Origin of the sequence: Ideonella azotifigens (genome assembly GCF_021043325.1) — a bacterium.
Taxonomy (GTDB): Bacteria; Pseudomonadota; Gammaproteobacteria; order Burkholderiales; family Burkholderiaceae_C; genus Ideonella; species Ideonella azotifigens.
Genome location: NZ_JAJNKD010000010.1, coordinates 191,770 through 204,432 on the forward strand (window position 1 = coordinate 191,770; position 12,663 = coordinate 204,432).

15 protein-coding genes are annotated in these 12,663 nt (G+C 66.3%); 7 read left to right on the forward strand and 8 right to left on the reverse strand.

The genetic code is table 11. The features are described 5' to 3' along the window. Positions 1-57 precede the first annotated feature (57 nt). Both LRH25_RS20645 and LRH25_RS20650 read left to right on the forward strand, forming a co-directional pair. Positions 58-588, forward strand: coding sequence for an RDD family protein (locus LRH25_RS20645; protein ID WP_231012102.1), 531 nt, complete (start codon positions 58-60; stop codon positions 586-588). Positions 589-930: 342 nt separating this feature from the next. Then, entirely contained in the window at positions 931-2,280 is a 1,350-nt protein-coding gene (locus LRH25_RS20650; RefSeq protein ID WP_141289402.1) for an MFS transporter, read from the forward strand. A 36-nt stretch (positions 2,281-2,316) separates the two neighbouring features. On the opposite strand, the gene LRH25_RS20655 is transcribed toward LRH25_RS20650, so the two are convergent. Then, positions 2,317-3,546: a hypothetical protein gene (locus LRH25_RS20655; protein ID WP_231012103.1), complete on the reverse strand. Its 1,230-nt coding sequence runs from the start codon at positions 3,544-3,546 to the stop codon at positions 2,317-2,319. 147 nt (positions 3,547-3,693) lie between these two features. Here LRH25_RS20655 and LRH25_RS33185 point away from each other — a divergent pair, with 147 nt between their 5' ends. After that, positions 3,694-5,199 (forward strand): DUF3466 family protein, encoded by a 1,506-nt coding sequence (locus tag LRH25_RS33185; protein WP_141290963.1) that lies wholly within the window; start codon positions 3,694-3,696, stop codon positions 5,197-5,199. On the opposite strand, the gene LRH25_RS20665 is transcribed toward LRH25_RS33185, so the two are convergent. Then, positions 5,183-6,223, reverse strand: coding sequence for an NAD-dependent epimerase/dehydratase family protein (locus LRH25_RS20665; RefSeq protein WP_231012104.1), 1,041 nt, complete (start codon positions 6,221-6,223; stop codon positions 5,183-5,185). The two genes, LRH25_RS33185 and LRH25_RS20665, sit on opposite strands and share 17 nt — an antisense overlap. 98 nt (positions 6,224-6,321) lie before the next feature. On the opposite strand from LRH25_RS20665, the gene LRH25_RS20670 reads away from it, so the two are divergent. Further along, positions 6,322-7,233, forward strand: coding sequence for a LysR family transcriptional regulator (locus LRH25_RS20670; RefSeq protein ID WP_141288573.1), 912 nt, complete (start codon positions 6,322-6,324; stop codon positions 7,231-7,233). Between the two features lie 47 nt (positions 7,234-7,280). On the opposite strand, the gene LRH25_RS20675 is transcribed toward LRH25_RS20670, so the two are convergent. The 6 genes from LRH25_RS20675 to lepB form a co-directional block, all read right to left on the reverse strand. Continuing rightward, a complete protein-coding gene (locus LRH25_RS20675; RefSeq protein WP_170200933.1) occupies positions 7,281-7,736 on the reverse strand; it encodes an excalibur calcium-binding domain-containing protein in 456 nt (151 codons plus the stop codon). Between the two features lie 20 nt (positions 7,737-7,756). After that, positions 7,757-8,341, reverse strand: a complete 585-nt coding sequence (locus LRH25_RS20680) for a VOC family protein (protein WP_231012105.1) — start codon at positions 8,339-8,341, stop codon at positions 7,757-7,759. Beyond that, positions 8,305-8,877, reverse strand: a complete 573-nt coding sequence (locus LRH25_RS20685) for a GNAT family N-acetyltransferase (RefSeq protein ID WP_141288574.1) — start codon at positions 8,875-8,877, stop codon at positions 8,305-8,307. The genes LRH25_RS20680 and LRH25_RS20685 overlap by 37 nt, the downstream gene beginning before the upstream one ends. 42 nt (positions 8,878-8,919) lie before the next feature. Next, the gene (locus LRH25_RS20690) at positions 8,920-9,414 is read right to left on the reverse strand and encodes an SRPBCC family protein (protein ID WP_231012106.1); all 495 of its coding nucleotides are present in this window, start codon (positions 9,412-9,414) and stop codon (positions 8,920-8,922) included. 79 nt (positions 9,415-9,493) lie between these two features. Further along, the gene (locus LRH25_RS20695) at positions 9,494-9,928 is read right to left on the reverse strand and encodes a VOC family protein (protein WP_141288576.1); all 435 of its coding nucleotides are present in this window, start codon (positions 9,926-9,928) and stop codon (positions 9,494-9,496) included. A gap of 200 nt (positions 9,929-10,128) precedes the next feature. After that, entirely contained in the window at positions 10,129-10,797 is a 669-nt protein-coding gene (gene lepB / locus LRH25_RS20700; protein WP_141288577.1) for a signal peptidase I, read from the reverse strand. Positions 10,798-11,258: 461 nt separating this feature from the next. Here lepB and LRH25_RS20705 point away from each other — a divergent pair, with 461 nt between their 5' ends. The 3 genes from LRH25_RS20705 to LRH25_RS20715 all read left to right on the forward strand — a co-directional run bounded on the left by LRH25_RS20705 (position 11,259) and on the right by LRH25_RS20715 (position 12,640). After that, entirely contained in the window at positions 11,259-11,663 is a 405-nt protein-coding gene (locus tag LRH25_RS20705; protein WP_211361435.1) for a DoxX family protein, read from the forward strand. Positions 11,664-11,765: 102 nt separating this feature from the next. Then, positions 11,766-12,362 (forward strand): DUF4142 domain-containing protein, encoded by a 597-nt coding sequence (locus tag LRH25_RS20710; RefSeq protein WP_141288579.1) that lies wholly within the window; start codon positions 11,766-11,768, stop codon positions 12,360-12,362. A 74-nt stretch (positions 12,363-12,436) separates the two neighbouring features. Continuing rightward, positions 12,437-12,640: a DUF6496 domain-containing protein gene (locus LRH25_RS20715; protein ID WP_141288580.1), complete on the forward strand. Its 204-nt coding sequence runs from the start codon at positions 12,437-12,439 to the stop codon at positions 12,638-12,640. Positions 12,641-12,663: the final 23 nt, after the last annotated feature.

The following is a 12,663-nucleotide window of genomic DNA, read 5'->3' on the forward strand; positions in this document are numbered from 1 at the left end:
GCCATGAAGCACGGCCGGCAATGAAACAGGCGGGGCTCATGCCGCAGAATCCGGCGCATGACTGCCCCCAACCCCTACGCCGCACCTTCGGCTGCCGTCGAAGACATCGCGCCTGACGCGTCCAACCCGCAGAACCTCGAATATGCGGGGTTCTGGATCCGGGCCTGGGCCTCGGTGATCGACACGGTGCTGATCCTGCTGGTCACCACGCCCTTGCTGATCGCCGCCTACGGTTTCGCGTATTACACCGGTGGCAAGGAAGGCATCATCGCCGGGCCGGCGGACCTGTTGATCTCCTATGTCGGCCCGGCCGCGGCCACCATCGCCTTCTGGATCCTGCGCCAGGCCACGCCGGGCAAGATCGTCGTCGGCGCGCGGGTAGTCAACGCCAGGACAGGCGAGCCGATCGGCACCGGCCAGTCCATCGTGCGCTACCTGGGCTACTACCTTTCGCTGTTGCCGCTTGGGCTGGGTTTCCTGTGGGTTGCCTGGGATCCTCGCAAGCAAGGCTGGCACGACAAGCTGGCCGGCACGGTGGTGGTGCGCACCAAGCGGGTCGAAGCCTCCAGGCAGGTGAAGTTCGGCTGAAGCGCTCGGCGCAACCGCCCAGGCTGCGCTTCATGCCACGCAGGTCCGAGCGCCGCCGAGCCGCCAGGCGCCGGCGGTGCGGTCTTTTCACCGGCCCGCTGCGCGCCGCAGCCAAGTGCGCGGACAATCGCCGGTTTTCCGCGGACGCCGCGCCACCCCTTGCGGCGCCCGCCTCGCCGAGCGCGCGCACGGGCCACCCGCCTCGCACCGCCCCGGTCGTACGCCCCAGGCCTCCGGGCTCGCCTTCTGCGCGGCCGGATGTGTTCGCGTGGCGTTGCCCGTCCCATTTCTTGTCCCCCCGGTGCCTGGCCAACCGCAGCCTTTGCACCGCGAAAGGTCTTCATGTCTTCCTCTGCACCCACGCGGCCGGCCGCCGCGCTGCGCAACTCGCCCCGCCAGGTCGCGATGGCCTCGCTGATCGGCACCGCAATCGAGTTCTACGACTACTACATCTACGCCACCGCGGCGGTGCTGGTCTTCAACAGCCAGTTCTTCCCGAAGGCAGACCCCTCGGCAGCGCTGCTGCTGTCGCTCTCCACGATGGCGCTGGCCTTCGTGGCACGGCCGGTCGGCTCGGCACTGTTCGGCCACTTCGGCGACAAGATCGGCCGCAAGCGCACCCTCGTGGCTTCGCTGCTGACCATGGGCCTGTCCACCGTGGCCATCGGCCTGCTGCCGAGCTACGACAGCATCGGCCTGTGGGCGCCCATCCTGCTGTGCGTGTTCCGCATTGGCCAGGGCATCGGCCTGGGCGGTGAATGGGGCGGCGCGGCACTGGTCGCGACCGAAAACGCACCGGCGGGCAAGCGCGGCCTGTTCGGCAGCTTCCCGCAACTCGGCGCGCCCATCGGGCTGTTCGCGGCCAATGGCGTGTTCTTCCTGGTCAGCCATTTCCTTGGCGCCGAGGCCATGGTCGCCTGGGGTTGGCGCATCCCGTTCCTGCTGTCCATCGTGCTGGTGGGCGTGGGCCTGTACGTGCGGCTCACGCTGCATGAAAGCCAGGTCTTCCGCGAGGCCGAGAAGGCCGGCAAGAAGCTGAATGCCCCGGTCACCGCGGTGCTGCGCAAGCACGGCCTGCAGGTGCTGCAGGGCACGCTGATCATGACGACGACCTACGTGCTGTTCTACCTGATGACGGCCTTCGTGCAGATCTACTCGAAGAGCCCGGTGGGCACCTCGCCGGCAGGCCACGCCACCGGGCTGGGCATTCCGGCCAATACCTTCACCGGCATCCTGTTGATCGGCGCCATCGTGTTCGGCGTGTGCACCAGCATTGGCGGTGTGCTGGCCGACCGCATCGGCCGGCGCAGTTGGCTGATGGGCGTGACGCTGGCCATCATGGCCTTCGGCCTGGTGATGCCCGGCTTCCTGGGCGGCGCGACGGCCGGCACCGTGCTGCTGTTCATCATCGTCGGCCTGGGCCTGATGGGCTTCACCTTCGGGCCGATGGCCGCGCTGCTGCCCGAGCTGTTTCCGACCGAGGTGCGCTACTCCGGCGCCTCGCTGGCCTACAACTTCGGCGCCATCGTCGGCGCCTCGGTACCCACGCTGGTGGCCGTGAGCCTGAACCAGACCTACGGCCTTTGGGGCGTGGGCCTGTACCTGGTGGCCAATGGCGCGATGACGTTGGCCGCGCTGGCGCTGACCCGCGAGACGCGCGGCATTGACCTGACGATGGTGCAGAGCGCCTGAAGGCGCGGCGCGTGAACCGGGGGAGCGCCCCCGATTTCAGTCCGTCAGCGGGAAGGCCAGCCCGATCTGCGAGCCGTAGATCGGGTAGCGCACCCGGCAGCGGAACACCCGCAGGCGCGAGGCGTCCCAGCCGGCCTGTTCGCAGACGGTGGCGACCAGCTCCGGGTAGCGCGCGAACTCGGCCATGCGCAAGGCATGCGGGCCGCGGCCGAGGAACTGCACGCTCTCCAGCATGTCCAGCCGGTCGCCCTGGCGCATGGGGTTGTCCGGGTGGGTGATGCCGCGCACCACCGTGTCGTAGATGCGCAGCTCCGGCTTGGCATCCGGCCACACGTCGTCGTGCAGCAATGCGTCCACCACATAGACCTCGGCCGGCGGCTCGGCCTGGCCGCCCACGCCCGAGGTGGCCGGGCCTTCGCCGCGCACGGCCCGCTGCACGCCGCGGTACATCCTCGCGCTGACCAGGTCCTGGCCGGGAAAGTCGCCCATGCCCAGCGGCAGGTCGCGCACCGTCGTTTCGAGGTACTGCCCGTGCTCCACGCTCTCGGCCTGCGCGGCCGAGACCGTGCTGAAACCCGGCACCATCTCATCGCGCAGCGAGCCGATGGCGCCGCCGGCCAGCGTGGTCACCTGGTAGCTGGACCCGGGCGGCGCCAGGTGCGAGCCGAACAGCCGCAGCAGCCCGCTGGGGCGCAGGCGGCGGCAGCCCAGCATCGCGTCAATGCCAATGCAGTCATAGACCCGCGAATCGGCCGAAGGGTGCACGATGGCGGCGTTGACGATCACGTCGGCCCGCACGCCGCGCAGCGCGCTCATGGACTTGAAGGCCGCCGCCTTGTGGCGCAGCTCGAAGCTGCCGCGGGACTCCTGCACCCAGTCGCACAACACCGCTTCCAGCGTGTTGCGGTCACCCACCTCGGCGGCCAGGAAATGCTCCAGCTCGGCAATCGCGAGGTTGACTTCGGCCAGGCAGGCCTTGTCCACGCCGGACTTGGCCGCGCCCTTGGCGACCTGCTTCAGCGCCTCCAGGCCGGGGCTGTTGCTCAGCGAGGCCAGTGAATCGCCGCTGCGGGCGGAGAGCACCAGCCTGCTGACAGCAGACTGGCTGAGGTTCAGCGCCTCCTGCATGCCGCGCTGGTCGCGGATGCCGCGCCCGCCCAGGTCGGTCAGCAAGCCATCGACCGCCGCGCGCAGCCGGTCGCCGGTTTCTTCTGCCCTGCGGCGCAGTGCCACTTCAACGCCGGCCGCCTGTGTCTCGGTTCTCATGCCGTCAAGCATAGCGCGAAAGAACCACACCCCGAAACGACCTCACGGGTATTTTCAGAATACCTTCACAGAACCCTTGTAGCGCTTTGCCAAATGCCTTAGGCTGCGTTCCATCCTTCCCACCCACCTTTGCCTGAGGCCTCCGAAGTGACCGCACCAACCTGTTTCCTGCCCTTGCGCCCCTTGTTGGCGGCGCTTGCACTGGGCACCTCCGCGCTGCCAGCGCTGGCCGGCCTGACCGGCACTTTGTACCCAGGCCTGGGTTACGACCTGGTCGAGACCTCGCCCGGCCAGTTCATCGCCACCGGCTACATGTACCCGTCGATGTCGTACACGCTGCCCAACGCCTCGGGTGGCGGCACCGCCTCCGGCGCAGCGGCCGGCCTGGGCGCAGCGCAGCTGTCGACCGGCACGGCCTTCCTCGGCTACCGCGGCATGGTGATCACGCCTGCGCAGACCTACGTGCTGGGCACCTTGGGCGTCAATTCGGTTGATGGCTGGATCCCGCCGGGCTCCGGCTCCTCTTCCGCCCAGGCCACCAATGCCAAGAACGAAGTGGCCGGCACCAGCGAGCTGTATTCCCCCGACGGCACCGTGGACCTCGGTGGCCGTGCGGTGTATTACGCGCCCGGCTCGGGCGAGCCCAGGATGCTGGCCGTCCCCAAGGGCTTCACCGATGCCAGCGGCGTGGGCTACATGGGCACGTCCAACATGTCGTCCACCGGCGTCATCATCGGCTACGGCAGTGAAATCGCGGCCAACGGCGCGTCCCGCGTGATCCGCTGGGCCAATCCGACCGCCAAGGGCAAGGTGCTGGACAACGTGACGCTGGGCGGCGCCACCGGCATTGCCAGCTGGGGGGTGGCGGTGAACGCCGCAGGCGACGTGGTCGGCAAGGGCAACCTGTTCAGCGCCAAGGGCCAGAACCTGGGCACAGTCGCCGCCCGCTGGCTGGCCGGCAGCACCGCCGCCACGGTGCTGCAGTCGCTGCCCAAGCCGCCGCGCGCCAGCTACGCCAGCTCGGCCGTGGCCATCAACGACGCCGGCGCTGCCGTTGGTTCGTCGGGCAAGTTCTCCGACAGCGGTGCCACGCAAGGCGACGCCGCTGTGCTGTGGCCCGCCGGCTCCACCACGCCCACCGAGCTCAAGGGCCTGGGGCATGGCAGCGACGGCATGGGCTGGACCTACGCGCTGGCCATCAACAACAAGGGCGTCGTGAGCGGCGTCGGCACGTCTTTCAGCGACTCGGGCACCGACCTGGGCCAGCGCGCCATCCGCTGGGCGGCAGACAGCACCGAGCCCGAAGTGCTGGGCCTGCTGTCCCAGGCGGCCGATGGCGGCTCGTACAGCTACGCCTTCGGCATGAACAACAAGGGCTATGTGGTGGGCAACGCCAACGTGGTGGGCACCGCCTCGGGCGACGCGTCCAACCCGACCGCGTTGGCCGTGCATGCCGTGGTGTGGAAGCCCAACGGCACGCCCGTCGACCTGAACAAGCTGCTGCCACCCAACAGCGGCTGGCAGCTCTTCAGCGCCTACTCGATCAGCGACACCGGCTGGATCACCGGCATCGGCTTTTTCCAGCCGCCGGGCTACGACGTGAGCTACTCGTACCCGCGGCTGTATTCCATGCAGATCACCAAGACGGATTGAGGACTGCCGTGTCCGTCTGGGAAGACGCAGCAAGGCAGCCAATGCCTTCCAGCGTCGCCGCCACTGCCTCGTCCAGCCGTGTGTGCGGCACTTCGCCGAGGAAGGCCGCCAGTCGCTGTCCGTCCATGCGGACCGGCTGGCGCCACAGGTAGCGCATCTCCTGCATCTCGCGGAAAACCGGCACGAAAGGCGAGGCCAGCTTCAGCAGCCACCATGGCAGCGCGGTGAGCTTGGGCGCCGCGCCGCCGCTGCGGCTGGCCACCACGCGCTGAACCGCCTGGCCGAGCTGCCGGCCGTCGGCGTCCCAGTGGCCTTCGAAGTGGAAGCGCGCGAAGGCCGGCAGCTCGGCGCGGCGTGACAGCAGCGCCACCATCGTGCGCGCCAGGTCCGGCAAATAGGCCCATTGGTGGCCCACGCCCGGCGCCGAAGGCAGCGCCACGCTGCGCACTGGCTTGCCGGGCTTGACCATGCCCTGCGCGAACCAGCTGTTGCCGGTGCGCGGACCGAAGAAGTCGCCCGCGCGCAGGATCAGCACCCGCGCACCATCGCCGCTGGCCTGCTGCAGTCGGCGCTCCATCTCCACGCGAATCGCGCCCTTGCGCGTCACCGGCCGCTGCGGCGCGTCTTCGCCGATCAGCGGCTGGGCCAGCGCGTCCGGCCCGAAGTTGTAGACCGTGCCCGGCAGTGCGATGGTCGCGCCCACCGCCCTGGCTGCGGCGATGGTGTTGTCCACCATCGGCAGCACCAGCTCGGCCCAGCGCTGGTAGCCGGGTGGGTTGACCGCATGCACGATCACGCCGCAGCCCTGCGCCGCGGCCAGTACGTCCGCCGCATTCATTGCGTCGCCGCGCAGCCACGTCATGCCATCGCGCTGCACTTGCGGCTGTTCCAGGCCGCGCTGCAGCGCCCGCACCGCCCAGCCGGCATCGCGCAGTTGGCGGGCCACTTCGCCGCCCACGCCGCCGCTGGCGCCCAGCACCAGCGCCGTCTTCGAACTCGTCTGCTGTTGTTGCTGCTTGTCCATCTCATGCTCCTTGGGAATCGGGTTGATGGGATGGATTCTGGTCAGCGGGTCACTGATTGGGAATTACCGAAGACAAGCCAGCAGCTATACATTTCCGTATGGCTCAAACGATTGGCTGGGAACTCTATCGCTCGCTGCTGGGCGTGCTGCAGCAAGGCTCGCTGTCCGGCGCAGCCCGCGAACTGGGGCTCACGCAGCCGACGGTCGGCCGGCACATCGCCACGCTGGAGCAACAGCTCGGTGTGGTGCTGTTCACCCGCTCACAGCTGGGCCTGCTGCCGACCAACGCGGCCCTTGCGCTGCGCGGCCATGCCGAGGCCATGGCCAGCAGCGCCGCAGCACTGGCCAGGCTCGCCAGCGGCCAGGGGGACGCTGCGAAGGGCTTGAGCGGCACGGTGCGCATCACCGCCAGCGAGGTGGTCGGCGTGGAAGTGCTGCCGCCCATCGTCAAGGCCCTGCGCGACCAGCAGCCCGGCATCACCATCGAGCTGAAGCTCAGCAACCGCGTGCAGGACCTGCTGCAGCGCGAGGCCGACATCGCCGTGCGCATGGTGCGCCCCACGCAAAACCAGCTCGTCGCCCGCCAGGTCGGGCAGATCGAACTCGGTCTTTTCGCCCACCCCGACTACCTCGCCGCCCACGGCACGCCAAGCTCACTGCAAGACATGGCCGGCCACGCGTTCATCGGCTTCGACGAGCTGACGCCTTACCTGCGCAGCGTCGCCCAGCGCCTCGGCGTCAAGCGGGAGATGTTCACGCTGCGCAGCGACAGCGACCTGGCGCAGCTCGCGCTGATCCGCGCCGCCGCCGGCATCGGCTTCTGCCAGGTTGCGCTGGCCCAGCGCAGCGAGCCGCCCCTGCAACGGCTGCTGGCGAGTGAGCTCTCAATGCAACTGGACACCTGGGTCACGATGCACGAGGACCTGCGGCACAGCGCGGCATGCAGGGTGGTGTTTGATGCGCTGGCGGATGGGTTGCAGCGGCATGTGGCCTCCTCGACAGGGGCCTGACGCCTCGCCTGGCTCGCAACAGCGGGATCAGCGGATGGCTCAGCGATTCAGTGACCGCACCATTGCTCTTCGCACGGAACACCATCTCCGTTTCCGTCCATCTTCACGCCGGGGCAGTGGGCAAGAAAGTATTTCGCCTCGGCGCAGGACGTCATCCGAGAACAAGAAGTCCTGCCATCGCATTTGAACGATGGGCTGGGCGAGAAATAGACATTCCCAGGCGCTCGCTCGGCAATGCCGGGCGCAGCCGGCGCAGCTCGCGTGCGCGTTCCCGCTTGAGGCATCGCAGCACTTGCCGGGCTTTCCTTTTCCTGCGCCAACTTCTTCTGCCTTTCGGCATTGAGCTCCTCCACCGTTGGCGGCTTTCTGGCTTCGGTGGATGGGCAGGGGCTCTGCTGGTAGTTCACCGAACCGTTGACGGTGCACTTGTAGAGCTGAGTGGCCGCCATTGCGGGCGAAGCCACCAGCGCCAGCAGCAGTGCACCAGCCAGCCACTTGATCATTGGCGAGGAAGGCGCACGCACTACTTGCCTTCCGGCGGTTGCCACAGTTCGACCTTGTTGCCTTCCGGGTCCATCACCCAGCCGAACTTGCCGTATTCCGATTCCTCGGTTTTCTCCAGCACTTCGCAGCCTTCGGCCCGGAGTGCGGCCAGCAGCCCGGGCAGATCGGCCACGCGGTAATTGACCATGAACGCGGAAGCGCTGGGCGCGAAGCTCTTGCCGTCGCCGATGAACCAGGCGGTGCTGCCTGGTGTTGATTTCCCCGCGCTGTCCACCCACCGAAACTTGGCACCGCCCCACACCTGCACGTCGATGCCGAGATGGGTCTTGTACCAGGCTCGCAGCGTTGCCGGATCCTTTGCTTTCAGGAAGACGCCGCCGATGCCAGTCACCCTGCTCATGGGCTTTTGCACCGTTGAACTGCCTGAAGCACTGTTCGAATCTGCCGCAGCGGCCTGCGCGGCGGCCCACGCCGGCAGGATGGAAAGCATGGCGGCACACGCGCATGCAATGGCTGTTCGTCTGTCACGCATGCGAAGAATTCTCCCTTGGTGAACGCACCAAAATTTCAGCCTGCCGCCGAACCTGGCGGCGACTGCGCCCATTCCCGCCTCAGCAGGCCGTATACCCAGGAATCCGACACGTCGCCGTCCACCACGCAATCTTCCCGCAGCATGCCTTCGCGCACAAACCCCAGCTTCTCCAGCACCCGGGCAGAGGCGAGGTTGCGCGTGTCGGTCTGGGAATGCACGCGGTTCAGGTCCAGCGCGCCGAAGGCCCACCGCAGCAAAGCGCCCGCGGCCTCCGTCGCAAAACCCTGGCCCCAGGCCGCTTCAGCGAAACAGTAGCCCAACGTGGCGCTGCGGTAGAGCGGATTCCATTCGACCAGGCAGCACCAGCCGATGAACACCCCATCGCCTGCGCGTGTGACGGCCAGCCGCGCACCGCTGCCCTCCTCCGCCATCTGCTGGCAGCTCGCGAGGAAGCGCCCGGCTCGCGCACGGTCTTTCCAAGGCGGTGAATCCCAGTAGCGCAGCACCTGCGGGTTGCTCTGCAAGGCATAGATGGCATCAGCATCGCGCTCGCCAAAAGGGCGCAACAAAAGGCGCTCGGTGCGCAGCGTGGGGGTCGGCAGAGACATGTTCGCAGGTTGTCCTGTTCAAGCACGATGGGCAAGCGCTTTTCAAGCCGGGCGCCGAGCCCCCGCGCCGGCCGACTCGACCGCGGACTTGATGTCGTTCAGGTCCTGCAGCAAGGCCTTCTTCATCACACCTTTGAAGAACGCCATCGGGATCAGCTTCAGCCTGGCGACGAAGCCTTGCGGAATGGACTCGTGAGCACTGTGCAAGGTCACCACGCCACCGCGCTCCGAAATGCGCAGGGTGGCCAAAAACACAAACCCATGGCTTTCCGCCCTGGTCTTGTAGAACTCGTCCTCCACCGCGTCCGTGATCCACTTTTCGACCGTGGCGGGTTCGTCGAACAGCATCCTGGTTTCACGCCACTTCAGCCCAACGAGTCCGCTCGCAGGTTTTTCAACCACCTCGATCTTCTTCACCCCGCTGATGATTTCGGCGGCGTTCTCGATGTTGGACATGGCGGCCCAGACCGCTGCCGCCGTTCCGTCGATGGTCACCAGTGCTTCAACTGGCATCTGGATCCTGAGACCAGTGGTCATTGACGCGCGGGGAAGTCCCTGTAGAAGGGTTAGCGCCGCGCTCATGAATGCTCGAAAGCGGATCGCTGGACGATCTGCGTCAGGCAGACTGCTCAGCAAGCGCGACGATGATGCCCTCGGGGCCCCGAATGTAGGCGAGGCGGTACGTGTCTTCGTACTGCATTTCCCCGATTAGCTCGGCCCCGTGCTCGCGCATTCGAGCAAGAACAGCGTCGATGTTTTCGACAGCAAACATGATGCGGCGAAGGCCATATGAATTTACTGGTGCGTTCACGGGGCCGTACCGGATCGCTTCAGGTGCATGGAACTTGTCCAGCTCGATTCCTTGCCCATCGGGAGTCCGCAGCATTGCGAGGGTGGCTCGGACATCGTTGAGCCCGATCAGCTTTCCGACCAGAGGGCCCTCCACCGTCGTCTCGCCCTCCAGCCTGAGGCCCAGCTCGATGAAGAACGCCTTGACGGCTTCAAGATCGTCGACAACGATGAGAACGTTGTCCATTCGTTTGAGCGACATTTCTCGCTTCCTCTCGGGTGAATCCCAGACCTGCCGCTCGCGGCACCTGATCGGGACAGGAAGGAAGCTCGCGGCCCCTTCATGCGACGCTGGCCGGCACCAGGCATGGCAGCCCCAAACGTTTGACATGAGCGGCCGCTGGAAGCAAGCGAAGCTTGCTGGAAGACGTCCGCTTGATGGAAGGGATCACACTGCTCGACCTATTGAATGCGTTCGCCCACCCGTTCCAGCCGCGGCAACCAATCGCCTTTGATGTTCGCCGAGACGAGGATGTGGTGGGCTCGACCGATAAGAAGGCGACGGGGAACAACGCCTATGTAGCGGGAATCGGCACTGTTGTCTCGGTTGTCGCCAAGGAAGAAGTAGCTGTCCGCCGGAACGGAGATCGGTCCAAAGCTTCGCTTTGCCTCAATGGCCGGCAGGAACTGGACGGTCCGTTCGCTTCCTTCGATCCGTTCCGTCGTTCGCAGGCCTTCGGCGGTGCGGCCGTGGTCCATAGGTTCGGTGACACCTCGGGGAGTGCTGTACTCTGCGGCCGATCCGTTGACAAAGAGTATTTCGTCTCGCATTTCCACGACATCGCCGGGCACTCCGACGAGTCGCTTGATCAAGCGGACACCGTCCACAGGAGACGTGAAGGTGACTACATCGCCACGCTGAGGGCTTCCAAGTTTCATGACCGCGATGTCGGTCAGAGGAATCTTGAAGTCATACGCGAGTCGATTGACAAGGACGACGTCTCCTTCCAAAAGAGTTGGGCGCATGGAGCCAGAAGGTATGGGATTCCAATCGGCCATGGCTGATCGGAAGAATCCAAAGCAAAGCAAGAAGATCAGAAAGCCTCGGTTCTGGTTTATCCAGCGTCTCATAGGTACCTTTCGGTGGTGATGTCTGATCTAACGCCCAGGTTAACCGGCAAAAATGCAAAGCCTTTTTGTCCGTGTTGAACCTGCAGTTGGACGAGGAGAGGCGCCCTGCCCCGGAGGAAACTCATATGTTTGCCGCGCATTCTGCCGGACTCGCCGGCCGAACTACGCTCGCCACCTGACACAAGCCTGGCCTTTACCGTGCTGCCACGACCTTTGATGCAGGAGAAAGCGCGACGCTGCATTTCAAGAGAGATGTGAATGGTGCCTGAGCGCGGGGGCGATGTTGCTGCTGGCGCGCATGCGCTCTGGCGGTCACGCGGCACACCGAATGCCCTTCGCTTGTTACCGCCGTCTCTCTTCTGGAGCTCGCCATGCCCACCTCGTCCCTGCCCTCTTCCGCGTCCCGCCAGGCGCCCCGCCCGATCTCGCGGGAGTACCTTCGTCCGGTCGCCACGCCCGCAGTGCTTGCCTCCGCCGACGCCGGCAAGCTGGTGCTGCGGCTGACGGTGGCGGTGTTGATGCTGTTCCATGGCCTCAGCAAGGTCGTCGAAGGGCCGGGCCAGGTGATGGCGATGTTGACGCAGCACGGCTTGCCGCCGGTGCTGGCCTATGGCGCCTACCTCGGGGAAGTGCTGGGGCCGGTGCTGGTGATCATCGGCATGTACACGCGGGTGGGTGCGCTGCTGATGGTGGCGAACATACTGGTGGCGTTTGCGCTGGTGCACATGACGCAGCTGTTCACGCTGGCGCCTACCGGCGGCTGGGCGGTGGAGTTGCAGGTTTTCTACCTGTTCGGTTCGGTGGCCATCTTGCTGCTGGGCGCGGGCCGCTTCAGCTTGGCCGGGCAGCACGCGCGCTGGAACTGAGCGCCAAACACACACAAGGGGACAAGCTGGCGGACAGCGCGCTCGCTGGCTTGGGCCTCCGGTTTGCCAGAAGGTGATGACGACCAACCACCAGGAGATGCCATGTCTCACACCCTCGCCCATTTCGACACTCCCGCCGCTCGCCGGCCTTCCCTGATGCGCCGTGGCCTGCGCCCGGCGCTGGCCATGGGCACGCTGCTGCTGGCCAGTGGCCTGGCGATGGCAGCGGACTCGCTCTCGCATGCCGACAGCAGCTTCATGAAGGATGCCGCCAAGGCCGGCAATGGCGAGATCGAAGCCAGCCAGCTGGCGCAGACCAAGGCCAAGCGCGACGACGTGAAGGCCTTCGCTGCGCAGATGATCAAGGACCACACCGCGACGGCCGACGAGCTGAAGGCGCTGGCGGCGAGCAAGAACGTGACGCTCTCGGACAAGGCGTCGCTGGGCAAGCGCACCAAGCTCGAATTGATCAAGGTCGGCGACGACGACAAGTTCGACCAGCGTTACGTGGAAAGCTTTGGCGTGAAGGCGCACGAAGACACGGTGAAACTGTTCCAGAAGGCTTCGACCGATGCCAAGGACGCAGACGTGAAGGCCTTCGCGGTGAAGACGCTGCCGGCGCTGCAGCATCACCTGGAGATGGCCCGCACGCTGCAGGCTGCGGTGGCTCCCAGCGCGGCACCAGCAGCTTCCCGCTGAGCTGAGCCCATCTGACGCACGAGGCGGCAGCTGGCTTGCCGCCACATCTCACCGCCCTCTGAAAGGAACATGCAATGCCCAACCGTTATGGCGCGAAGGCCCAGGAAAAGGTACACACGGCCCTGCACGAGCTGAAGGAAGGCAAGCTGAAAAGCGGCTCCACCGGCAAGCCGGTGAAAAGCCGCAAGCAGGCGATTGCGATCGGCTTGTCGGAGGCGCGAAAGGAAGGCGGCAAGGTGCCGTCCAAGCGCGCGTCCAAGAAGACCGCTTCTCACTGACGCCGAACGCCCGCCCCGTCAAG